At 63.5% G+C, this 21,102-nt stretch carries 23 protein-coding genes; 18 read left to right on the top strand and 5 right to left on the bottom strand.

Translation table 11 applies throughout. From position 1 onward, the window contains the following. The first annotated feature begins 34 nt into the window (after positions 1 to 34). From BM045_RS10470 to BM045_RS10485, 4 genes are read left to right on the top strand one after another with little or no spacing between them, the layout of a single operon-like run. Positions 35 to 958 carry an ABC transporter substrate-binding protein gene (locus tag BM045_RS10470; protein ID WP_092182873.1) on the top strand — a complete coding sequence of 308 codons (924 nt, stop codon included), beginning with the start codon at positions 35 to 37 and terminating at the stop codon, positions 956 to 958. A 2-nt stretch (positions 959 to 960) separates the two neighbouring features. Further along, entirely contained in the window at positions 961 to 1,947 is a 987-nt protein-coding gene (locus BM045_RS10475) for a FecCD family ABC transporter permease (RefSeq protein WP_210185001.1), read from the top strand. Further along, positions 1,944 to 2,969: a FecCD family ABC transporter permease gene (locus tag BM045_RS10480; RefSeq protein ID WP_092182875.1), complete on the top strand. Its 1,026-nt coding sequence runs from the start codon at positions 1,944 to 1,946 to the stop codon at positions 2,967 to 2,969. The genes BM045_RS10475 and BM045_RS10480 overlap by 4 nt, the downstream gene beginning before the upstream one ends. Further along, entirely contained in the window at positions 2,966 to 3,736 is a 771-nt protein-coding gene (locus BM045_RS10485) for an ABC transporter ATP-binding protein (RefSeq protein ID WP_092182877.1), read from the top strand. Before BM045_RS10480 ends, BM045_RS10485 begins: the two co-directional genes overlap by 4 nt. Positions 3,737 to 3,932: 196 nt before the next feature. On the opposite strand, the gene zapA is transcribed toward BM045_RS10485, so the two are convergent. Together zapA and BM045_RS10495 are read right to left on the bottom strand one after the other, a co-directional pair. Then, on the bottom strand, positions 3,933 to 4,310 hold the full coding sequence (gene zapA, locus BM045_RS10490) for a cell division protein ZapA (protein ID WP_092182879.1): 378 nt from the start codon (positions 4,308 to 4,310) through the stop codon (positions 3,933 to 3,935). 4 nt (positions 4,311 to 4,314) lie between these two features. Continuing rightward, positions 4,315 to 4,602, bottom strand: a complete 288-nt coding sequence (locus BM045_RS10495) for a DUF4164 family protein (protein ID WP_092182881.1) — start codon at positions 4,600 to 4,602, stop codon at positions 4,315 to 4,317. A gap of 218 nt (positions 4,603 to 4,820) precedes the next feature. Between BM045_RS10495 and tkt the strand changes: the two genes are divergently transcribed. From tkt to BM045_RS10560, 13 genes are all read left to right on the top strand, one after another. Next, positions 4,821 to 6,794 (top strand): transketolase, encoded by a 1,974-nt coding sequence (gene tkt, locus BM045_RS10500; protein ID WP_092182883.1) that lies wholly within the window; start codon positions 4,821 to 4,823, stop codon positions 6,792 to 6,794. Positions 6,795 to 6,842: 48 nt separating this feature from the next. Then, a complete protein-coding gene (gene gap, locus BM045_RS10505; RefSeq protein ID WP_092182885.1) occupies positions 6,843 to 7,850 on the top strand; it encodes a type I glyceraldehyde-3-phosphate dehydrogenase in 1,008 nt (335 codons plus the stop codon). A gap of 111 nt (positions 7,851 to 7,961) precedes the next feature. Continuing rightward, positions 7,962 to 8,495 carry a putative glycolipid-binding domain-containing protein gene (locus tag BM045_RS10510; protein WP_170848462.1) on the top strand — a complete coding sequence of 178 codons (534 nt, stop codon included), beginning with the start codon at positions 7,962 to 7,964 and terminating at the stop codon, positions 8,493 to 8,495. Positions 8,496 to 8,559: 64 nt separating this feature from the next. Beyond that, positions 8,560 to 8,847, top strand: a complete 288-nt coding sequence (locus BM045_RS10515; protein ID WP_092182889.1) for a hypothetical protein — start codon at positions 8,560 to 8,562, stop codon at positions 8,845 to 8,847. 83 nt (positions 8,848 to 8,930) lie between these two features. Then, the gene (locus tag BM045_RS10520) at positions 8,931 to 10,133 is read left to right on the top strand and encodes a phosphoglycerate kinase (RefSeq protein WP_092182890.1); all 1,203 of its coding nucleotides are present in this window, start codon (positions 8,931 to 8,933) and stop codon (positions 10,131 to 10,133) included. A gap of 60 nt (positions 10,134 to 10,193) precedes the next feature. Then, entirely contained in the window at positions 10,194 to 10,658 is a 465-nt protein-coding gene (locus BM045_RS10525; RefSeq protein ID WP_092182892.1) for a VOC family protein, read from the top strand. An 89-nt stretch (positions 10,659 to 10,747) separates the two neighbouring features. Beyond that, positions 10,748 to 11,776, top strand: coding sequence for a class I fructose-bisphosphate aldolase (locus BM045_RS10530; protein ID WP_092182894.1), 1,029 nt, complete (start codon positions 10,748 to 10,750; stop codon positions 11,774 to 11,776). A gap of 157 nt (positions 11,777 to 11,933) precedes the next feature. Then, complete coding sequence (locus tag BM045_RS10535) at positions 11,934 to 12,506, top strand: thiamine phosphate synthase (protein WP_170848463.1); 573 nt, start codon at positions 11,934 to 11,936, stop codon at positions 12,504 to 12,506. Beyond that, on the top strand, positions 12,503 to 13,600 hold the full coding sequence (locus BM045_RS10540; protein WP_170848464.1) for a tetratricopeptide repeat protein: 1,098 nt from the start codon (positions 12,503 to 12,505) through the stop codon (positions 13,598 to 13,600). Before BM045_RS10535 ends, BM045_RS10540 begins: the two co-directional genes overlap by 4 nt. A 114-nt stretch (positions 13,601 to 13,714) precedes the next feature. Continuing rightward, positions 13,715 to 14,281 carry an elongation factor P gene (gene efp / locus BM045_RS10545; RefSeq protein ID WP_092182898.1) on the top strand — a complete coding sequence of 189 codons (567 nt, stop codon included), beginning with the start codon at positions 13,715 to 13,717 and terminating at the stop codon, positions 14,279 to 14,281. A 3-nt stretch (positions 14,282 to 14,284) separates the two neighbouring features. Beyond that, entirely contained in the window at positions 14,285 to 15,079 is a 795-nt protein-coding gene (locus BM045_RS10550) for an inositol monophosphatase family protein (RefSeq protein WP_092182900.1), read from the top strand. Positions 15,080 to 15,248: 169 nt separating this feature from the next. Next, positions 15,249 to 16,235: a flagellar motor protein MotA gene (locus BM045_RS10555; protein ID WP_092182902.1), complete on the top strand. Its 987-nt coding sequence runs from the start codon at positions 15,249 to 15,251 to the stop codon at positions 16,233 to 16,235. Between the two features lie 3 nt (positions 16,236 to 16,238). After that, a complete protein-coding gene (locus BM045_RS10560; protein WP_092182904.1) occupies positions 16,239 to 17,264 on the top strand; it encodes a peptidoglycan -binding protein in 1,026 nt (341 codons plus the stop codon). A 275-nt stretch (positions 17,265 to 17,539) separates the two neighbouring features. Here BM045_RS10560 and BM045_RS10565 read toward each other — a convergent pair whose 3' ends face one another. Next, a complete protein-coding gene (locus tag BM045_RS10565) occupies positions 17,540 to 19,348 on the bottom strand; it encodes an ABC transporter ATP-binding protein (protein WP_092182906.1) in 1,809 nt (602 codons plus the stop codon). A gap of 220 nt (positions 19,349 to 19,568) precedes the next feature. Between BM045_RS10565 and rpmE the strand changes: the two genes are divergently transcribed. Next, the gene (gene rpmE / locus BM045_RS10570; RefSeq protein WP_092182908.1) at positions 19,569 to 19,790 is read left to right on the top strand and encodes a 50S ribosomal protein L31; all 222 of its coding nucleotides are present in this window, start codon (positions 19,569 to 19,571) and stop codon (positions 19,788 to 19,790) included. 261 nt (positions 19,791 to 20,051) lie between these two features. Here the strand turns inward: rpmE and BM045_RS10575 are convergent, their stop codons facing one another. Both BM045_RS10575 and BM045_RS10580 read right to left on the bottom strand, forming a co-directional pair. Further along, positions 20,052 to 20,564, bottom strand: a complete 513-nt coding sequence (locus BM045_RS10575; protein WP_244522947.1) for a protease adaptor protein RcdA — start codon at positions 20,562 to 20,564, stop codon at positions 20,052 to 20,054. A 318-nt stretch (positions 20,565 to 20,882) separates the two neighbouring features. Further along, on the bottom strand, positions 20,883 to 21,065 hold the full coding sequence (locus BM045_RS10580) for a DUF1192 domain-containing protein (protein WP_092183237.1): 183 nt from the start codon (positions 21,063 to 21,065) through the stop codon (positions 20,883 to 20,885). Between the last annotated feature and the right edge of the window lie 37 nt (positions 21,066 to 21,102).

A 21,102-nucleotide genomic window follows, 5' to 3' on the forward strand; every position in this document is an offset into this window, starting at 1 on the left:
GAGGGTTTTCGGCCCCATTTGCCTGAGGAATTCCATGTCCATCAAATCGCTTGTCGCTGGTCTTGCCGGCGCGATGGTGCTTGTCGCCATGCTGCCCGCGCAGGCCGTCGAAATCACCCATGATCTCGGCACCACAGATGTGCCCGACGCACCGCAGCGTATCGTCGTACTGGAATACAGTTTCGTCGACACCCTGGCCGCCGTCGGCGTCTCGCCGGTCGGCATTGCCGATGACGACAAGCGCGACAGCATCATCCCGGCCTATACCGCCATCATCGGCGACGACTGGACCTCGGTCGGCACCCGCAAGTCGCCCAGCCTCGAAATCATCGCCTCGCTGCAGCCGGACCTGATCATTGCGGATACCAGCCGCCATGAAGCGGTCTACGAAGCGCTGAGCGAAATCGCCCCGACCATTTCCTTCGACAGCCTCACCGGCACCTATGAGGTTGCCCTCGAAGCCGCCAAGACCATCGCCCATGCCGTCGGCAAGGATGCCGAAATGGAAGCCCGCCTTGCCGAACACACCACCAAGATGGAGGCCTACAAGGCCGAAGTGGGTGACGTGTCGGACTGGTCGGCCCAGTTCATCATCGACAATGGCGAAGGCATCTTCCTGCATTCGCCGGTGAGCTACAATGGCTCGCTGCTGGCGTGGTTCGGCTTCAAGAGCAACATGCCCAGCCCCGATGGCCACACCTATGAAGAGGCAATCGTCAACACCTCGCTGGAACAGCTCTCCGAGATCAACCCGCAGATCATCCTGCGCGGCAAATATACCGATCCCGGCCTGACCGACAGCTGGGTTGGCCAGCCGCTCTATGACAATATCGAAGCGGTTAAGAACCAGCATGTCTACGACGTCATCGCCCATGAATGGTCGCGTCTGCGCGGCGTGCTGGCTTCGGAAGTCAGCGCCGCCAACCTGGTCGACATCGTCAAGCAGCTGAAGCAGTAATCTTGCCTCTAGCCTTTCGCTTTACGCTCCTTGCGGCAGCGGTGCTCTTTGCAGCACTGCTGTCGTTGACCATTGGTCAGCGCAGCGACGTTGGCATCACTAATGTGCTGCAATTGCTGTTCGTCAATGACGGCAGCCTCGCCCGGTCAGCCGTGGTCGATCTCCGCCTGCCCCGCATGCTGGTCGCCGGGCTGGTCGGCATCAACCTCGCCCTCGCCGGTCTCGCATTGCAGGCCGTGACGCGCAATCCGCTGGCCTCGGAGTCGGTGCTGGGCATCAACCAGGGCGCAGCGCTGGGCGTTGCGCTTGGCCTCGTCATACCTGGCCTCATCGGGGTCAATCTCGACGTCATGGCCATTATCGGCGCCGTGCTCGCTGGCGTGGTCACCTTTTCCATCGCCGGCGGCCTCGGCGGGCGGCTCGATTCCATGCGGCTGATCCTGGCCGGCGTAACCGTCGGCGCCTTCAGCTTCGCCTTCGTCCGATTCACCTTCACGCTCGAAGACAACCTCTCCCGCCTCGTCCTGAGCTGGACCTCCGCCGACATTTCCTCCGCCCGCTTCGATCAGGCACTACCTTTGGTGTTCTGGGCCGCCGGCGGCTTTCTGGTCAGCATCTTCATGGCGCATAGCTTCAATATTCTGGCCCTCGGCGATGGCGCATCGCAGGGCCTCGGCGTCGATCCACGCCGCGCCCGCTTCATCGGCGCTATGCTGGCAGCCGTGCTCACAGGCGCCAGCGTCGCGGCGGCCGGCCCGGTAATGTTCGTTGGCCTCGTCATGCCGCATCTCTGCCGCCTGTGGTTCGGCCCCAATCACCGCGTGCTGGTACCTGCCGTAGCACTCGGGGGCGCAGGCTTGGTGCTGACCGCCGACGTGGTCTCGAAACTCGTTCGTTTCCCCTATGAAACGCCACTTGGGATCATCTGTGCGCTGATCGGCGCGCCCTATTTCCTCTATGCCACGCTACGCGCAAAGAACATGGCATGACCGGTCTCGCTTCACCCCGCACCCGCGCCACCAACCGCGCCGTCATCCTGATCGTGGCGCTGCTTGCGCTCGTCATCTGCGTGTCCCTTTGGGGCCTCAGTGTCGGCGCCGTGGCCATCCCGGTCGATGTCATCGTCAACACGCTGTTCAACCTCGATGGCGAACAGCAGACCTATATCATCATGAAATCGCGCCTGCCCCGCATGGTGCTCGCGCTCCTGGCCGGCGGAGCCCTCGCGCTATCCGGCGCCATCATCCAGGCGGTGATCCGCAATCCGCTCGCCTCGCCAAATGTCATCGGCATCAACTCCGGCGCGGCGCTTTTCGCGCTGGGCATGGTGTTGCTCTTCCCCGCCATTCCCCAGGTCTGGATGCCGCTGGCCGCCTGCCTGGGTGGGCTATGCGCCGCCGGCTTTGTCATGCTGGTGGCCCATTATCGCAGCCTTTCGGCCGTGCATCTGGCGCTGATCGGCGTGGCTGTCGGCTTTGTCTTCGAATCTGGCGTCGACTACCTGCTCATCACCTCCAATGATAGCGAAAGCTCCGCCCCGATGATCTGGCTCACCGGTTCGCTCTGGGGCCGCACCTGGAGCCATGTCGGCATCAGCTGGATCCCCATGATCGCGCTGAGCGGCGTTGCCCTCATCCTCTCCTACCGCCTCGATCTCATCGCGCTCGGCGAAGCCACCGCCACCGGCCTTGGCCTCAACGTGCCGCGCCAGCGGCTGATCATGCTGTTTGTCGCCACCATGCTGGCCAGCGTCGCGGTGGCAGTGGTCGGCGTCATGGGCTTCATCGGCCTGATGGCGCCGCATATTGCCCGCCGCCTGGTCGGTGGCTCGCATCGGCTAATGTTGCCGGTCTCCATGCTGGTGGGCATGCTGCTGGTGGTGCTTGCCGATGGCATTGGTCGCGCCATTGCCCCGCCGATCGAGATTTCCGCCGGCATCCTCGCCGCTTTGATCGGCGCACCGTTTTTCATCTACATCATGCTGACGACCGCCTCGGAGCAGGAGCCATGAGCATTATCCTTGCCGGGGTCACCGCCGGCTATGGCCGCGACCGCGCCATTGTCGAAAACATCGACCTCGAGATCCGCACCGGCGAAGTCACCGTGCTGATCGGCCCCAATGGTTGCGGCAAGTCCACCCTGCTGAAGACCATCGGCCGCATCCTCAAACCCCGCAGCGGCTCCATCCATGTCGATGACCTCGACGTGCTGCGCAATGACCCCAAGCGCGTCGCCCGCACCATCGCCTACCTGCCGCAAAGCCCTGTGGTCCCCACCGCCATCACGGTGGAACAGCTGGTCGGCTATGGCCGCGCCCCGCACCAATCGCTGCTCGGCCTGCGCTCGGCGAAAGATATCGAGCTGGTCGACCACGCCATCGCCACCACCGGCCTCGAAGAGCTGCGCTTCAAGCCTGTCGCCGAACTGTCCGGCGGCCAGCGCCAGCGCGCCTTCATCGCCATGGCCCTGGCGCAGGACACGCCCTATGTCATGCTCGACGAGCCGACCACCTTCCTCGACATCCGCCACCAGGTGGAAACCCTCGACTTGGTGCGCCAATTGCACGACGCCGGCCGCACCAGCGTGGTCGTGCTGCACGACATCGCCCAGGCCGCCCGCTATGGCGACCGGCTGGTGGTAATGCATGCCGGCCGGTTGGTCGCCGAAGGCAAGCCGGCCGATGTGGTGACACCGGAGCTGCTGCGCGAAGTCTATGGACTGGAGTGCGAAGTCTATCCGGACCCGGTGAGTGGGACGCCGGTGGTCACACCGAAGTAGGTTATCGTGCCCAAACCTACCCCCACCCGACCGCCTGCGGCGGCCACCCTCCCCACAAGGGAGAGGGATAAGCGGCATCGAGGCCGCTGAACTCTCATTTCCCTCCCCTGAATGGGGAGGGTGGCCCCGGAGGGGTCGGGTGGGGTGATGGTCTGGCGCAAAACTCTGCCAGAGAATGACGATCCGCTTTAGGCGGTCAGCCCTGCGGCACCGGCGCCGCTTCGTCCAGCACGCCGGCCACGCCTTCCAGCATCTTGGCCGCATCGAACAGCCGTGCCGCAAACTTCTCTTCCAGCGCCTCGATCTCTGCCGAGATTTCCTGCCCGGCCCGCGTCAGCACCAGCACTTCGCGTTCCAATGCGGCGATGCGGCGTTCCGCTTCCGCCAGTTCGTCGACCACGGCAATGCCGGCCATCACCGTCAACCGGTTGTCGCCGATTTCGCCGACGGCGCCCTTGAGGCCTTCGACCTGGCGGTCGAAGCGTTCGGCCAGGCCGATCAGATGCTGCTGCTGGCCCTCTTCGCAGGCCATGCGATATTTGCGGCCATTGATCTCGACATTGACTTCAGGCATCGCGCTACTCCGCCTTGGCCAGAACTTCGCGCACGGTTTCCATCGCCTCGACCAGGCGCCGCGACACATCATGCGCGCTGTCGTCGAGCCGCTTGGCGCGTGCGGCGGTCTTGTCGAGTTCGGTGGCGAGGCGAGCGCGCTCATGCACCAGGCGCTGGGTATCGACCTCGATGCGATTGTGCTGCCGGAGGCGCGTGCCGAGATTTTTGACGCTCTGGTCGAGCCGCATCAGGGCGCGGTCAAATCGCGCATGTGCAGCGTTCAGCCCGTCCTCAAGTTCCGTCTCACTCATTGCTGCTACGGTCCTCTATCCCCGGCGATTCCGCCCGTTGCAGGGTGCCCCAGCACCCGCCACAATGCAACCGGAGCCGCATGGCCTGTCCAACCGCGAAGCGGGGCACCGTCATTGACACGTTAGGCGAACCTGTTATGCCTCGAACCCGCCTTTGGGAGGAGGCTTTCGCTGCCTCTTCTCCCCAGATTTCAAGCCCTGATGAAAGCGCGAACCCGATGACGAACACTGCCCAGCAGAACGACTTGGCCAATGCGATCCGCTCCCTGTCGATGGATGCGGTCGAAAAAGCCAATTCCGGCCACCCGGGCCTGCCCATGGGTTGCGCCGATATCGCAACGGTACTGTTCACCAAGGTGATGAAGTTCGATCCCGCCGACAGCAAATGGGCTGACCGCGACCGCTTCATCCTGTCGGCCGGCCACGGCTCGATGCTGCTCTATTCCAGCCTCTACCTGCTCGGCTACGAAGACATGACCATCGACCAGGTCAAGAATTTCCGCCAGCTCGGCTCCAAGTCGGCCGGCCACCCCGAGTATCACTTCGCCCAGGGCATCGAGACCACCACGGGCCCGCTCGGCCAGGGTCTGGCCAATTCCGTCGGCTTTGCCGTCGCCGAAGCCAAGCTGGCCGCCGAATTCGGCTCCGACATCGTCGATCACTACACCTGGGTGCTGGCCGGTGACGGTTGCCTGATGGAAGGCATTTCCCAGGAAGCCATCGCGCTGGCCGGTCACCTCAAGCTCAACAAGCTGGTGGTGATCTGGGACAACAATTCCATCACCATCGACGGCGCTGTCTCCAATTCCGACTCGACCGACCAGATTGCCCGCTTCAAGGCGGTGCAGTGGAACACCATCGAGATCGACGGCCACGACCAGGACGCCATCGAGAAGGCGCTCAACGACGCCAAGAAGTCGGATAAGCCAACGCTGATTGCCGCCAAGACCACCATCGGTTTCGGCGCTCCCAAGAAGGCTGGCACCGAAAAGGTGCATGGCGCTCCGCTCGGCGCCGAGGAACTGGCGGGCGCCAAGGCCGCGCTCGGCATCACCTATCCGGCGTTTGAAATCCCCGCCGACACCCTCGCCACCTGGCGCGCTGCCGGCACCCGCTCGCAGAATATCCGCGGCGAATGGCAGGCCCGCCTCGACGCCCATGCCGACAAGGCTGAATTTACCCGCCGCATGAAGGGCGAGCTTCCCGCCGCCTTCGAGCCGGCAATCCAGGCCTTCAAGCAGAAGCTCGTCGAAGACAAGCCCAAGGTCGCGACCCGCAAGTCCAGCCAGATGGCGCTCGACATCATCAATGCCGTGCTGCCCGAAACCCAGGGCGGCTCGGCCGACCTGACCCATTCGAACCTGACCAACACCAAGGAAATGGTGCCGTTCCAGGCCGACAACTACAATGGCCGCTACATGATGTACGGCATTCGCGAGCATGAAATGGCCGCGGCCATGAACGGCATTGCGCTGCATGGCGGCCTGATCCCCTACGGCGGCACCTTCATGGTCTTCACCGACTATGCACGCCCGTCCATTCGTCTTGCCGCGCTGATGGAACTGCGCGCCATTTATGTCATGACCCATGACTCGATCGGCCTCGGCGAAGACGGCCCGACCCACCAGCCGGTGGAGCACCTGACCGCCCTCCGCGCCATTCCGAACCTTCTGGTGTTCCGCCCGGCCGATGCCGTCGAAGCGCTGGAATGCTGGCAGCTGGCGATCGAATCCACCTCCGCGCCGTCGATCCTGGCCCTGTCGCGCCAGAACCTTCCCGCCCTGCGCACCGAATATCAGGCTGAAAACCTCTCGGCCAAGGGTGGCTATGTCATTGCTGGCGACAAGACTGCCGATGTGGTGATCTTCGCCACCGGCTCGGAAGTCGCCATCGCCGTCGAAGCGCTGAAGAGCCTCACCGAACAGGGAATTGCCGCCAAGGTCGTCTCGGTTCCCTCGATGGAACTGCTGGCCAAGCAGTCTGACGCCTACAAGGCTGAAGTCTACGGCAATGCCAAGGTGCGCGTCGCCATCGAAGCCGGCATCGAGATGAGCTGGAACAAGCTGCTGGGCGACAAGGGCCGCTTTGTCGGCATGAACTCCTTCGGCGCCTCCGGCCCGATCGACGCGCTCTACGAGCACTTTGGTATTACGGCCAAAGCCGTTGTTGAAGCCGTCACCGCACAGTTGTAAGAGGGCGCTGCCCTCCCCTTCCTAACTCCCTCCCTAGGAGCGTCTAACATGGCAATCCGCGTCGCCATCAACGGCTTTGGCCGCATCGGCCGCAACGTCCTGCGCGCCATCATCGAATCCGGCCGCACCGATATCGAAGTCGTGGCCATCAACGATCTCGGCCCGGTCGAGACCAATGCGCACCTGTTCCGCTTCGACAGCGTGCACGGCCGCTTCAACGGCACCGTGACCGTCGATGGCGACACCATCGACGTCGGCCGTGGCCCGATCAAGGTGACCGCCGTGCGCGATCCGGCCGAGCTGCCGCATGCCGCCATGGGCGTCGATATCGCGCTCGAATGCACCGGCATCTTCACCTCCAAGGAAAAGGCCTCGGCCCATCTCAAGGCTGGTGCCAAGAAGGTTCTCATTTCGGCTCCCGGCGATGGCGCCGACCTGACGGTCGTCTATGGCATCAACCATGCCCAGCTGACCAAGGACCACATCGTGGTCTCGAACGCGTCGTGCACCACCAACTGCCTGGCCCCGCTGGCCTATGTGCTGCACAAGGAATTCGGCATCGAAAAGGGAATGATGACCACCATCCATTCCTACACCGGTGACCAGCCGACGCTCGACACCATGCACAAGGATCTCTATCGCGGCCGCGCTGCAGCGCTCAGCCAGATCCCGACCTCGACCGGCGCTGCCAAGGCCATCGGCCTGGTGCTGCCCGAGCTCAAGGGCAAGCTGGACGGTATCTCGATCCGCGTCCCGACCCCCAACGTCTCCTGCGTCGACTTCAAGTTCATCTCCAAGCGCAATGTGACCGCCGACGAGATCAATGCTGTCGTTCGCAAGTATGCCGATGGCGAGCTCAAGGGCGTGCTGGGCTATACCACCCAGCCCAACGTCTCGATCGACTTCAACCACGACCCGCATTCCTCGACCATGGCACTCGACCAGACCAAGGTAATGGACGGCAACTTCGTGTCGGTCCTCTCCTGGTACGACAACGAATGGGGCTTCTCCAACCGCATGGCCGACACCGCCGTGGCGCTGGGCAAGACGCTCTAAACTTCTACCATCGCACTATTTTCAGGGCGCTCCAGCAATGGGGCGCCCTTTGTCTTGCCAATGACAAGACAAACCTCATACTGGGCACATAGCGTCGCGAGTGCCGTCCTCATGAGCCTTGATCGTTCCATCCGCTGGCGTGGCCTCGACCCGGTCACGCTCGAACATTGCCACATCATTTCCACCGAGCGTGACACTCGCATTCGCGGCACCATCATCACGCCGGATTATGGCCTCTGGTACCGTATCAAGCTCGACGACAGCGAGCGTGTCCGCACGGTCAAACTGGAACGCACTGATGGCGCCGTGCTGGAGCTGTTCTCCGATGGCGCCGGCTTGTGGTCGGATGACCGCGCCGAACCGCTATCCGAGCTGCGCGGCTGCATGGATATCGACATCTGGCCGACGCCCCTGACCAATTCGCTGCCACTCTGGCGCTGCCAATGGACCTTGAACGAGCCACAGCGCTTTGCCATGGCCTGGATCGATGCGGACGCGATGACCGTCAAGCGCAGCGAGCAGATCTACACCAGGCTCGACGCCACCCATGTCCGCTTCCAGTCCGCCGATTTCGAGCGCGTGCTGGAGGTCGATGCCGACAATCTGGTGGTCGACTATCCTGGCCTGTTCACCCGCGTAAACTAGGCGTCATGGACGAGTCATCAAATCAGCTTAGCCTCCAACGTGTTCATGTCGTCGGAAGCCAGCCATGTTCCACATCATGCGCCGTATCTTTGCCGGCCTGCCCCTCGCCTCGGTGCTGATCGGCTTTGCCGGTCAACCGGCGGTGCTCGTCCTGCCCCCCGCCCTCACCGCGCTCTATGTGCTGATGCGTGACCGCGTCATCCGCCGTCGCGTCGGCCTCGCCGCATGGCCCAGCGATGGCTTTGCCCGCCATGTGCTGGTGGACGATCTGGCGCGCCTGCTCTGCCTGACGCTGCTCGGCCTGCCGCTGTTCTTTGCCGGCTATGCCCTGCGCTCTTTGCTGCCGGCCTGACTGCAAAATCTTTCCCGCCGCGCTTCCCCCTTTCGCGTCGCTCTGCTACGCCACGGACATCTATTTTGCCCCCGGAGACCAGCATGTCCGCGACCTTCAAGACCCTCGACGAGCTCGACCTCAAGAACAAGCGCGTGCTGCTGCGGGCCGATCTCAACGTGCCGGTCATCGACGGCAAGGTTTCCGACGCCACCCGCATCGAGCGCCTGGTCCCGACCATTCGCGAAATCGTCAAGCATGACGGCAAGGCGATCCTGTTGAGCCATTTCGGTCGCCCCAAGGGCAAGGTCGATCCCGAGTTTTCGCTCGAACAGGTCTGCGAGGCGGTCGCCAATGAAACCGGCCATCCGGTCGGCTTCGTCGCCACCGATTGGGTCGATGTTTCCGCCGCCCAGAAGGCCATCGATTCCGCCCCGGCCGGCTCGGTGCTGATCCTCGAAAACACCCGCTTCCATCCCGGCGAAGAAGCCAATGACCTCGAGCTGGCCCAGCGCATGGCCAGCCTCGGCGACGTCTATGTCAACGATGCCTTCTCCGCCGCCCACCGCGCCCATGCCTCCACCGAAGCCCTGGCCAAGCTGCTGCCGGCCGCCGCAGGTCTGGCCATGCAGGCCGAGCTCGAAGCCCTTGAAGCCGGCCTCGGCAAGCCCAGGAAGCCCGTCGTCGCCATCGTCGGCGGCGCCAAAGTGTCGTCCAAGATCGACCTCCTCGAAAACCTCGTCACCAAGGTCGATGGCCTGGTGATCGGCGGCGGCATGGCCAATACTTTTATCCACGCGCAGGGCTATGCCGTCGGCAAGTCGCTGGCCGAGAAGGACCTCGCCGAAACCGCTCTCCGCATCATGGAAAAGGCCGAAAAATCCGGCTGCGCCATCATCCTGCCGATCGACGCCGTCGTCGCCTGGCACTTCAAGGCCGACACCCCCACCCGCCTCTATGGCGTCGATGCCATCGACAATGACGGCATGATCCTCGACATCGGCCCCTCCTCGATTGAACGCATCAATGCTGCGATCGACGATGCGCATACAGTGGTGTGGAACGGCCCGATGGGCGCCTTCGAAATGAACCCCTTCGATGCCGGCACCGTCGCCATCGCAAAGCATGTCGCCAAGCGCACCCATGACGGCAAGCTGGTCTCGGTGGCCGGCGGCGGCGACACGGTTTCCGCCCTCGCCCATGCCGGCGTCAAGGACGCCTTCACCTATGTCTCCACCGCCGGCGGCGCATTCCTCGAATGGATGGAAGGCAAGCCCCTGCCCGGCGTCGAGGCCCTGAAGAAATAAGCATAAGGCAACTGCCTACTGACCACGCGCGTTTCTCCGGCTCACGCCGGAGGAACCACCATGGACAAGGTCTCGACCTGGCTCTGGAGCAATTTCCAGGCCGAAGAACAGGCGCAATTCTACGCTGCCACCATTCCCGATAGCCGCATCATCGAAACCGCGCCCGCCATGTCCGACTATCCTGGCGGCAAGGCCGGCGACGTGGTCACGGTCGAGCTCGAACCCGCCGGCCGCACCTATGGCATCATCAACGGCGGCCCCGGCTTCCCACCCACCGAAGCCGCCTCCATCCAGGTGCTCTGCGACGACCAAGCCGAAATCGACCGCCTGTGGACGGCCCTCTCCACCGACCCGAAAGCCGAGCAATGCGGCTGGCTCAAGGACAGATACGGCGTCTCCTGGCAGATCGTCCCCCGCCGCCTGCTCGAACTGCTCGCTGACCCCGACAAGGCCCGCGCAAAGCGTGTCAATGAGGCTATGCTGGGCATGAAGAAGCTGGATATCGCGGGCCTGGAAGCGGCTTGATCCGTCTTTCGTCTAATATCCTCAAGTCCAATCGCCGCCCCGCTAACGAAAGTCTAATCTCGCGCGAAATTCCTTTGCGAGGTTAGCCGATGACGAAGTCGCTCAATGCCATTGCCCAGAAGCTGATGGAGCCCGGCAAGGGCATTCTGGCTGCTGATGAATCCGAAGGCACCATTGCCAAGCGTTTCGCCAAGATCAACCTGCCCAATTCGCTCGACCTGCGCCGCGACTATCGCGAGATGCTGTTCCGCTCGACCAATGCGATGACCAATTATATCTCCGGCGTCATCCTGACCGAGGAAACCCTCGAACAGTCGGCCGCCGACGGCGCTTCGTTCCGCGCCATTCTGGCCGATGCCGATGTCATTCCCGGCATCAAGGTCGATCGCGGCGCCTTCCCCATGCCGGGCGACAATGGCGAGAAGATCACCGAAGGCCTCGATGGCCTGCGCCAGCGCCTCGAACGCTATGCCGCGCTCGGCGCCGGTTTCGCCAAGTGGCGCGCCGTCATCACCATCAATGACGTGGCCCCGACCCGCAACAATATCCGCGCCAACGCCCATGCCCTGGCCCGCTATGCCATCCTCTGCCAGGAAGCCGGCATCGTGCCGATCGTCGAGCCCGAAGTGGTCGGCGATGGCGATCCCGGCAATCATTCGCTCGAGCGCAGCGCCAGCGTGACCGGTGAAGTGCTGGAGAACGTCTTCAAGGAATTACGCCTGGCTGGCGTCGATCTCTCCGGCATGTTGCTCAAGCCCAACATGGTGCTGCCGGGCGTAAACTCGCGCGAACGTCCGACCTACGAAGACGTCGCCAAGCGCACCGTCGCCGTGCTGCGCGAACATGTCCCGGCCGCCGTTCCCGGCATCGCCTTCCTCTCGGGCGGCCAGACCGATGAAGAGGCCACCGCTCACCTCTCCGCCATGAACCAGATCGGCGGCAAGCCTTGGCCGCTGACCTTCTCCTATGGCCGCGCGCTGCAGAATGTTGCCCTGCGCACCTGGGCCGGCCGTCGCGAGAACTTCCCCCAGGCCCAGGCCGCCTTCAGCCACCGCGCTCACATGAACTCGCTGGCAGCGCTCGGCACCTGGACCGGCGAAGTCGACCGCGCCGCCTGATCCCTCCGGCGTCCCAACGTAACCGATGCGCGTCTCCCATGGAGGCGCGCATTTTCTTTGCGCCGATCCGGGCTTTTCGCCTATTGGAAGGGACTTTCCTCTTTGTCGCCAAAATGGGCAGACAGAAGGGGCATCCTGCATCGAGTATCCGGACGCCATGGCCCCCCAGCTTTATCTGATCACCCCCGCCAATGCCGACCCGGAAAGCTTTCCCGCCAGCCTGATGGCCGTGCTGAGCGAAGCCGAATTTTCGGCCCTGCTGGTCACGCGCGGCGAGCTGGATGCGGCAACCTACGCCAGGCTGGCGGCCAAGCTGGTCAATATCGGCCAGGGCGCCGGTTGCGCCGTGCTGCTCGAGGACGATCTGGCACTGGTCAAAAAGCTCGGTGCCGATGGCGTCCACATCACCGGCGGCCCGAACGAGCTGGCAGATGCCGTCACAGCATTGAAACCCGCAATGATCGTCGGCGCCGGCAATATCCACTCCCGCCACGATGCCATGACGGCCGGTGAAATGGATGTCGACTATGTATTCTTCGATGAGCCCGATCTCGCCCAATGGTGGTCGGAAACCTTCGAAGTCCCCGGCGTGCTGAGCCTGCCCGATGCCGCGCCCGGCAGCGATACCCGCGGTTCCGAATTTTTCGCGCTCTCCACCAGCCTCTGGTCTGCCCAATCGCCTGCCGCCGCCATGCGCGCCATCGCGGCTGCGCTGGAGGAAACCGCATGATGCGGCGCTTCCTGCTCTCCGCCCTCATCGCCCTGACGCCGCTCTCCGCCTTCGCCCAGGATGCCGCGCCTGAAACACCCGAGCCCACAGAAAGCGCCGCCGACCAAATCTCCGACCAGATCTTCGGCCCGCGCGTCCCCACCGACTATGCCTTCGGCGCCTTCCAGCGCGGCTATTTCCTCACCGCGCTCGAACTGGCCCTGCCCCGCGCCGAACAGGGCGATGCCGCCGCCCAGACCATGATTGCCGAGCTCTATTCCAAGGGCCTCGGCGTGGCGCAGAACGACCAGCGCGCCGCCGGCTGGTATCAACTGGCCGCCGACCATGGCGACCGCCTGGCGCTGTTCGAACTGGCCCTGCTCTATCAGGACGGCATCGGCGTGCCGCGCAACCGCGCCCGCGCCGCCGACCTGTTCCGCAAGTCGGCTGAAGCCGGCTATATCCCGGCCAAATACAATATGGCCCTGCTGCATGTCGAAGGCACTTATGCCTCGCCCAGTCTCGTCACCGCCGCCGCGCTGATGAAGGAAGCCGCCGACGCTGAACTGCCCGAGGCGCAATATGACTATGGCTCCATGCTGATCGAAGGCGCCGGCATGGCGCCCGACGCCGCCGAAGGCGCCCGCTACCTGCTGCTGGCCGCCGAGCAGAACCTCATCGCCGCCCAGGTCGATTACGCCACCGTGCTCTATCTCGGTCAGGGCGTCGAAAAGAACGTCGCCGAAGCGGCGCGCTGGTATGGCATTGCCGCCGAATCCGGCAATGCCGTCGCCCAGAACCGCTATGCCAAGCTGCTTGCCGCTGGCGAAGGCATCGCCATCAATCTGCAAGAAGCCGCCATGTGGCGTGCCCTGTCGCGTCGCCAGGGCCTTTCCGATCCTTCGCTCGATCGCCTGCTGGTCTCGATTCCGCCGGCCGATCTGGCCAGCGCCGAGGAGCGCGCCCGCTTCTGGCCCTCGACCCCGCCACAGATCGAAACCGTGCTGGAAATCCCCTCCACCACAACGCCCGCGCCAGATGAGACCGTGCTTCCAGCGCCCACCGATCCCGCCCAGGCACCCATCCCGGCAACCCGTCGGCCGCAAAACCCTTGAACCCAAGGGCGTTCTGGGGCAATAAGCCCGCCACGCCCATCAAGCCCCATCAACCTTCGGCCAGCCGCATCCGGCGCGCGTGGCCTGAGAAGATAATTCGCGCAAAGAGCACTCATGGCCAAGATCAACGGCAACGAAATCCGCCCCGGCAATGTCGTCAACCACCAGGACCGCCTGTGGGTCGCGGTCAAGGTCGATCACGTCAAGCCCGGCAAGGGCGGCGCCTATGCCCAGGTCGAGCTCAAGGCCATCCTGACCGGCACCAAGCTCAACGAGCGCTTCCGCTCGGCCGAGACGGTGGAAACCGTCGATCTCGAGTTCCGCGATTTCACCTATCTCTACGAGCAGGGCGAAAACCTGGTGTTCATGGACCAGGACACCTACGAGCAGGTCGAGCTCAGCAAGGACTTCGTTGGCGAGCGCGCCGCCTTCCTGCAGGACGGCATGAAGATCACGCTAGAAATGCACGAAGACACCCCGCTCGGCATCAAGTTCCCGGCCAACGTGATCCTCGAAGTCACCGAGGCCGATCCGGTGCAGAAGGGCCAGAGCGTCTCCAGCCAGTTCAAGCCGGCCATCCTCTCCAATGGCCTGCGCGTCCTCGTGCCGCCCTTCATCGCCGTCGGCGAACGCATCGTCGTCGACACCACCGAAGCCACCTATATGCGCCGGGCGGACTGATCCATGGCACGTTCTGCAATCCTCAATGTCATGGTCAATGCCGCCATCAAGGCTGGCAAGTCGCTGACCAAGGACTTTTCCGAAGTCGAAAACCTGCAGGTCTCCCGCAAGGGTCCGGCCGATTTCGTCTCCAAGGCCGATATCCGCGCCGAGCAGATCGTCTTCGGCGAATTGCAGAAGGCCCGTCCGACCTATGCCTTCCTGATGGAAGAGGGCGGCGAAGTCGCCGGCACCGACGGCCAGCACCGCTGGATCATCGACCCGCTCGACGGCACCACCAATTTCCTGCACTCGATCCCGCTGTTTGCCGTGGCGATCGCCCTCGAGCGCGCCAATGAAATCGTCGCCTCGGTGATCTACAATCCGGTGCTCGATGAGCTCTACACCGCCGAAAAGGGCGGTGGCACCTGGCTCAACGACCGCAAGCGCCTGCGCGTTGCCGGCCGCCGCAGCCTGGCCGATGCCGTGATCTGCACCGGCATCAAGACCCAGGGCACCAGCAACGACAGCCTGCAGCTGCGCCAACTCGCCCATATCAACCCCGCCGTCGCCGGCATCCGCCGCTCCGGCTCGATCTCGATGGACATGGCCTGGCTGGCCGGCGGCCGCTACGATGGTATCTGGGAAGCCGGCCTCTCCCCCTGGGACGTTGCGCCGGGCCTGCTGATGGTCAAGGAAGCCGGCGGCGTAGTCTCCGACTTTGCCGGCACCACGGGCTCGGTCTGGAACGGCCAGGTCATCGCCGGCAACGAACAAATCCAGGGTGCCCTGTTCAAGGAACTCAAGGGCATCCAGTAGGCCTATCGTTTCGCCTCAATTTCAAACCCCTGCGCTCCAGCCGGAGCGCGGGGGTTTTCGTTTGGGCTCCATCACGCCGCCATCATCCATTAACCTTTCTCATTGCCCCGCCCGCCTCCGCTGACTAGTCTGCGCAGTGTGATTTGGCGTAAGGGGCAAGGTTCAGCAGATGACGCAAGGCTACGATCCCTACCACCTCGCCAGTCCGACTGTTTACCTCGTCAAGATTCTGATTTTCCTGGTGCTCGTGGGCCTCGTCGGGGCCATCCTCTTCACCCAGATCGTCACTTTCTTCTGGGCCAATCCCTTCATCAATTCGCTGATCTTCCTGTCGCTGGCCATCGGCATTTTTCTCAGCTTCCGTCAGGTCATCCGCCTGTTCCCAGAGGTGAAGTGGGTCAATTCCCTGCAGGACGGCACCACCACCAATGTGCGCCCGCCCATCCTGCTGGCTCCCGTCGCCGGCATATTGCGCGAGCGGATCGGCGAGGCCGTCATTACGCCCTCCTCGATGCGCTCGATTCTCGATTCGGTGGGTAATCGGCTCGACGAAGCCAAGGACACCTCGCGCTATCTGACCGGCCTTCTGGTCTTCCTCGGCCTGATGGGCACCTTCTACGGTCTTCTGGAGACCGTGACTTCGGTTGCCGGCGTCATCAATGCGCTCGACGTCAGCGCCGGTGATAGCGCCTCCCAGTTCGCCAGCCTGCGTGAAGGCCTGTCGGCCCCGCTCAGCGGCATGGGCACGGCCTTTTCGTCCTCGCTGTTCGGCCTTGCCGGCTCGCTTGTGCTGGGCTTTCTTGACCTCCAAACCAGCCAAGCGCAGAACGCCTTTTATACCGACCTCGAAGACTGGATGACCTCAATGACCGAGCTCGACCATCCTGTCTCGGCCATGCAGGCCAATGCCGGCGGTCCGGAAATGCAGGCCATGTTCGACAAGCTCGGCGACAGCATGCAGAGCCGCGATTCCAGCCAGAACGCCATTCGCGCCATGGCCGAACTGGCCCGCGGCATTGACGGGCTGGTCAAACATATCCGCGTCGAGCAGGACGACCTGCGCAAGCATATCAACGAGCAGGGCGAGACCAACAAGAAGCTGCGCGAATTGATCGATGCCGTGCTGACGCAGGCCGATACCGAGCGGCGGAACTAGAACATGCCGGGAGCGCGTTCCCGCCGCAGGCAGGAGGCCAATTATTGGCCCGGCTTCGTAGACGCTTTGTCGAGCTTGCTGCTCGTCATCATCTTCATGCTGTCGCTGTTCATGCTGACGCAGTTCTTCCTCGGCCAGGAACTGCAGGGCCGCGACACGGCGCTGTCGCGCCTCAATAGCCAAATCGCCGAACTGACCGACCTCCTCCAGCTCGAACGCGCCAATTCCGACGACTTGACCAGCCAGATCGCCACCTTGACCGCCACCCTGGGCAGCGCCCAGGCCGATAATGCCAGCCTCACCAGCCAGCTCGCCGGCATCGGCACCGGGCTAGGCGACAAGGACGCCACCATTGCCGCTATGCAGGATGACCTGCTAGCCGCCCAAGAACTGTCCGACGAGGCCAATGCCCAGGTGGCACTGCTTAACCAGCAGCTGGCCGCGCTACGCGTGCAGATCGGCGCGCTGGAAACCGCACTCGAAGCCTCGGAAAGCCGCGACACCGAATCGCGCACCCAGATCGCCGACCTCGGCCGCCGCCTCAATGTGGCTTTGGCCCAGCGCGTACAGGACCTCGCGCGCTATCGCTCCGACTTCTTCGGCCGCCTGCGGCAAATCCTCGAAGGCCGCGCCGACGTCCGCGTCGTCGGCGACCGTTTCGTCTTCCAGTCCGAAGTGCTCTTCGCCCCCGGCCAGGCCGATATCTCAACCGAAGGCACCCCGGACCTCGACGCTTTGGCCGACGCCATCCTGCAGCTCGAGCAGGAAATCCCCACCGACATCAATTGGGTGCTGCGCATCGACGGCCACACCGACATCCGCCCGATCAGCAACGCCCGCTTCCCATCGAACTGGGAGCTCTCAGCCGCCCGCGCCATCTCGGTCGCCCGCTACCTCGTTAGCAAGGGCGTCTCGCCCAACCGGCTGGTGGCAGCCGGCTTTGGCGAGTTCACCCCGCTCGATCCGGCGGAGAATGAGGAAGCGTTCCGGCGCAACAGGCGCATCGAGTTTAAGCTGACGGAAGGGTGATTGGCGACGGCATCTTGCCGTCAAATCGATCACGGGTCGGGCCTTGCGAGACCCCGGCCTAAATGCCCCGCAGGCACTGTCCCTCTCTTACCTCTCCCCTGAGGGGAGAGGTCGTCGCGCAGAGGCGGGTGAGGGGTTCAGCGGTCGGTTAGAGCACAAGGCCACAACGGACCTCTGACCCCTCACCCTCCCCTCTCCCCTCAGGGGAGAGGGTACGCAAGAGCCGAGGCACCGAGGTTAACAGTGCTGAGTGACGGGTAATGGCTAAAACTCAATCAGGCCTCGCGGAACTGCAGTTTCGCCAGTTCGGCATAGCGCCCACCCTTGGCCACCAGCTCGTCATGCGTGCCTTGGTCGATGATCTGGCCGGCGTCGAGCACCAGGATCGTATCGGCATCGCGGATGGTCGCCAGTCGGTGCGCGATGACCAGCGTGGTGCGGCCCTGCATCAGATGCTCCAGCGCCTGCTGCACCAGCCGCTCGCTCTGCGCATCCAGCGCCGAGGTGGCTTCGTCGAGCAGCAGGATCGGCGCATTCTTGAGAATGGCCCGGGCGATGGCGAGGCGCTGCTTCTGCCCGCCGGAGAGGGTCACGCCGCGCTCGCCCACCATCGTGTCGTAGCCCATGGGCATTTCGGCGACGAAATCATGCACAAGCGCGGCCCGCGCTGCCGCCTCGACCTCGTCCTGCGAGGCGCCGGGCTTGCCGAAGCGGATATTGTCGCCGATCGTGCCGGCAAAGATCGTCGGCTCCTGCTCGACATAGGCAAAGCGCTGCCGCAGCGGCGTGACGCCAACCTCGCGGATATCCATGCCATCGACGCGGATCGCGCCGCTGCTGACGTCATAGAAGCGCTGCAACAGCGACAGCATGGTCGACTTGCCCGAGCCAGACGGCCCGACCAGCGCCACGGTCTCGCCCTTGGCCACGGAGAAACTCACGCCGCTCAGCACCCGCTCGAAACCGGCCTGCTGATAACCAAAGGTCACGGCATCGAATTCGACCGTGCCCAGCGATGGCGTCGGCAGCGGCTTGGGCGACGCCGGATCCGTGATCGCGGCGTCGGTATCGAGAATTTCGGTTAGCCGCTCGGTGGCGCCGGCCACCTGCTGCAATGTGCCCAGCACGTCGCTGACATTGGTCAAGGCACCCGAGGCCATCAGCGCATAGATCAGGAACTGCGTCAGCTCGCCGGCGCTGACCGTGCCCTCGAACACCGCACGCGCGCCCCACCAGACCAGGCCAACAATGGCGGCCGTGCCGAGGAAAATCGCCATGCCCACCAGCACGGCCCGCGCGCCGAGGCGATTCACCTCGGCGCGATAGCTGGCGCGGCTGTGGCTGTTATAGATGCCCGACTGCGTTTCTTCCTGGGTGAACGCCTTGACGGTCCGCGTCGCGCCCAGCATTTCGGTCGACATGGCGGAAAGGTCGGCCAGCGAATCCTGGGTCTTGCGCGACATGCCGCGCAGCCGCCGCGAATAGGCGATCAGCGGGAAGAGGATACAGGGCACCAGCACGACGACGGCAATGGTCATCACCGGGCTGGTCAGCATCATCATGACCAGCGCGCCGATGATGGTCACCAGCGAGCGCAGCGCCAGCGAAAAGCTCGAGGCCACGGCAAAGCGGATTACCCCGACATCGCCATTGAGGCGGCTGGTCAGCTCGCCAACGCGGTTGGTATCGAAATAGCGGCTGTCGAGGCGCAGCAGGTGGCCAAACACCGCTTCGCGCAGGTCGGCCAGCACTTTTTCGCCGAGGCTGGCGATGAAATAGAAGCGCGCGCCACTGGCCAGGCCCATGATCGCGGCAATGCCGACGATCAGCCAGCCGTAGCGCGTCACATTGCTGAGATTCTGCTGGACAAAACCCTCGTCGATCGCCCCGCCCATGACATAGGGAATCGCCAGCGACGACAGAGCCGAGACCAAAAGGAACAGCACCGTCAGCACCAGCCGCAAGGGATAGCGCAGGATAAACGGCACCAGCTTGCGCAGCGGCTGCAGCTTCTTCGGGTTGATTACCGGATTGGTTGCGAGCTTTTCGGGGTCAGCCTGAACCGGAATGGCCTGGTCTGTCATCGCGAGGATACGCCATATGCTTGGGGCCGCAGAACAGCTGGACCGCAGTGAGGCTTTGGATATAGGCATATGCCAGGAGGGCGGCAACCGCTTTGTCCGGTGCGAAATTGCCGCGCCCATGCCCTTGCGCAGCGGGCGCGCCTTCTGTATGAAGCCGCCAACATGAAGTTTTAGATGCTCTCCGGGCGCTGTGGCGCCCGTTTGATTTGAGGCGATACCGATGAAGGCTGATACCCATCCGGACTACCACATGATCAACGTGGTCATGACCGACGGCACCAAGTACGAGACGCGTTCGACTTACGGCAAGGCCGGCGACACGCTGCAGCTCGACATCGACCCCAAGACCCACCCGGCCTGGACCGGCGGCACGGGCCAGCTGCTCGACCGCGGCGGCCGCGTCTCGCGCTTCAAGGAGCGCTTCAAGGGTCTCGGCCTGTAAGGCTGGTCTCTGCAAGCTTTCGAAAAGCCCGGCCTTCGTGCCGGGTTTTTTGTTTTCTAAAGCTGGGCAGCTGTTTCAGCGTTTCCACACACTCGGTGTCATCCCGGCCTTGAGCCGGGATCCATCTCGAGATGGCTGTTCTGCCGCAAGGTGGTTCGAACAATCGACCTTGCGGCCGTGGATAAATCTCAGGATGGGCCCCGGCTCAAGGCCGGGGTGACATCGTGGATGTGGGGAGTTTAGAGCAGGCTCGATCGCGCTCTACCGCCCAAACGCCGCCTTCAGCCGCGCCAGCTGGTCCGCAATCCCGTTCGCAATGCCCGGATCGAGCTCCGCCATCTTGCCGCGTTCCAGCGTATCGAACTGCATCACCCGGTCGAACAGCCGGTCGCCCTTGTCGATATAGTCGCGCAGCGCCTGTGGCAGCTGGTCATAGCCCGGGCCGCCGCGCTCGGATGGGGTCGCGGAAAACTTCACCTTCTCCTTTTCGGAGCGGGCATTTTCCTTGGTAATCTCGCCTTCATTGACCGCGCGCTGCAGCAGCAGCCACGAGGCCAGCTGCATCAGCCGCGTCGTCAGGCGCATGCTTTCGGTGGCATAAAGGAACGAAGCTTCGCGGCTGAGAATCCGGCTATCCGCGCGGCCCTCGCCGTCCAGATAGCTGGCGACGTCCTCGATCAGGCTCATGCCTTCGCGATACAGCAGGTCGAAACCGCCCGACGCAACGATGCGGGGGCCGATGGCAATGGCTGCTGTCTTGTTTACGTCGCTCAAGCGGGTGCTCCTGTTCGCTGGGCCAATCCTAGGCGCAAACCCTCGGGGCGTCATCCCTGTGGTCCAGACAAGCTGAAAAGAGCTTTAAGAACAGGGCTATACCAAGGCAAAGCAGACGCCAGAAAGAAAAAAGAGCGGTAAGAACCGCTCTCGAAGTCAACAGGGAGGCGTCAAACAGAGGGAGAAACCACTCTGAAAAATCCAGAAGCAATCTGAATAATGAAACATTAGCGCCAAGAGATTAATTGGCAGTTAACAGGACTCGATTTCTTAACCCTGCCGCTTGCGCTTCCGTTGACTGTCTTTTCCCTTAAAAGGCTACAGCTTGAACGCCGACTCCGCCGCCTTGCGGGTCGCATTGCGCGCCTCGATCGCCGTCTTGAGGCGCACAATCTCGCCCTCCAGCAGTCCGATGCGATCGGCCAGTTCTTCGACCGACAGCGCATCGATGTTCATGCCGACCTCATGGCCCTTGGGCTTTTTGATTTCCTCGTCGAACATCCGCGCCTCCATCTTTTGGCCGTGGTCCGCCAGTCTA

Source organism: Devosia sp. YR412, from assembly GCF_900110945.1.
Taxonomy (GTDB): domain Bacteria; phylum Pseudomonadota; class Alphaproteobacteria; order Rhizobiales; family Devosiaceae; genus Devosia.

What these genes read in the sequence shown, in the direction of transcription:
- BM045_RS10470 (WP_092182873.1), top strand. Translation starts at nt 35, where the DNA reads ATGTCCATCAAATCGCTTGTCGCTGGTCTTGCCGGCGCGATGGTGCTT.
- BM045_RS10480 (WP_092182875.1), top strand. Translation starts at nt 1,944, where the DNA reads ATGACCGGTCTCGCTTCACCCCGCACCCGCGCCACCAACCGCGCCGTC.
- BM045_RS10485 (WP_092182877.1), top strand. Translation starts at nt 2,966, where the DNA reads ATGAGCATTATCCTTGCCGGGGTCACCGCCGGCTATGGCCGCGACCGC.
- zapA (WP_092182879.1), bottom strand. Translation starts at nt 4,310, where the DNA reads ATGCCTGAAGTCAATGTCGAGATCAATGGCCGCAAATATCGCATGGCC.
- BM045_RS10495 (WP_092182881.1), bottom strand. Translation starts at nt 4,602, where the DNA reads ATGAGTGAGACGGAACTTGAGGACGGGCTGAACGCTGCACATGCGCGA.
- tkt (WP_092182883.1), top strand. Translation starts at nt 4,821, where the DNA reads ATGACGAACACTGCCCAGCAGAACGACTTGGCCAATGCGATCCGCTCC.
- gap (WP_092182885.1), top strand. Translation starts at nt 6,843, where the DNA reads ATGGCAATCCGCGTCGCCATCAACGGCTTTGGCCGCATCGGCCGCAAC.
- BM045_RS10510 (WP_170848462.1), top strand. Translation starts at nt 7,962, where the DNA reads ATGAGCCTTGATCGTTCCATCCGCTGGCGTGGCCTCGACCCGGTCACG.
- BM045_RS10515 (WP_092182889.1), top strand. Translation starts at nt 8,560, where the DNA reads ATGTTCCACATCATGCGCCGTATCTTTGCCGGCCTGCCCCTCGCCTCG.
- BM045_RS10520 (WP_092182890.1), top strand. Translation starts at nt 8,931, where the DNA reads ATGTCCGCGACCTTCAAGACCCTCGACGAGCTCGACCTCAAGAACAAG.
- BM045_RS10525 (WP_092182892.1), top strand. Translation starts at nt 10,194, where the DNA reads ATGGACAAGGTCTCGACCTGGCTCTGGAGCAATTTCCAGGCCGAAGAA.
- BM045_RS10530 (WP_092182894.1), top strand. Translation starts at nt 10,748, where the DNA reads ATGACGAAGTCGCTCAATGCCATTGCCCAGAAGCTGATGGAGCCCGGC.
- BM045_RS10535 (WP_170848463.1), top strand. Translation starts at nt 11,934, where the DNA reads ATGGCCCCCCAGCTTTATCTGATCACCCCCGCCAATGCCGACCCGGAA.
- BM045_RS10540 (WP_170848464.1), top strand. Translation starts at nt 12,503, where the DNA reads ATGATGCGGCGCTTCCTGCTCTCCGCCCTCATCGCCCTGACGCCGCTC.
- efp (WP_092182898.1), top strand. Translation starts at nt 13,715, where the DNA reads ATGGCCAAGATCAACGGCAACGAAATCCGCCCCGGCAATGTCGTCAAC.
- BM045_RS10550 (WP_092182900.1), top strand. Translation starts at nt 14,285, where the DNA reads ATGGCACGTTCTGCAATCCTCAATGTCATGGTCAATGCCGCCATCAAG.
- BM045_RS10555 (WP_092182902.1), top strand. Translation starts at nt 15,249, where the DNA reads ATGACGCAAGGCTACGATCCCTACCACCTCGCCAGTCCGACTGTTTAC.
- BM045_RS10560 (WP_092182904.1), top strand. Translation starts at nt 16,239, where the DNA reads ATGCCGGGAGCGCGTTCCCGCCGCAGGCAGGAGGCCAATTATTGGCCC.
- BM045_RS10565 (WP_092182906.1), bottom strand. Translation starts at nt 19,348, where the DNA reads ATGACAGACCAGGCCATTCCGGTTCAGGCTGACCCCGAAAAGCTCGCA.
- rpmE (WP_092182908.1), top strand. Translation starts at nt 19,569, where the DNA reads ATGAAGGCTGATACCCATCCGGACTACCACATGATCAACGTGGTCATG.
- BM045_RS10580 (WP_092183237.1), bottom strand. Translation starts at nt 21,065, where the DNA reads ATGTTCGACGAGGAAATCAAAAAGCCCAAGGGCCATGAGGTCGGCATG.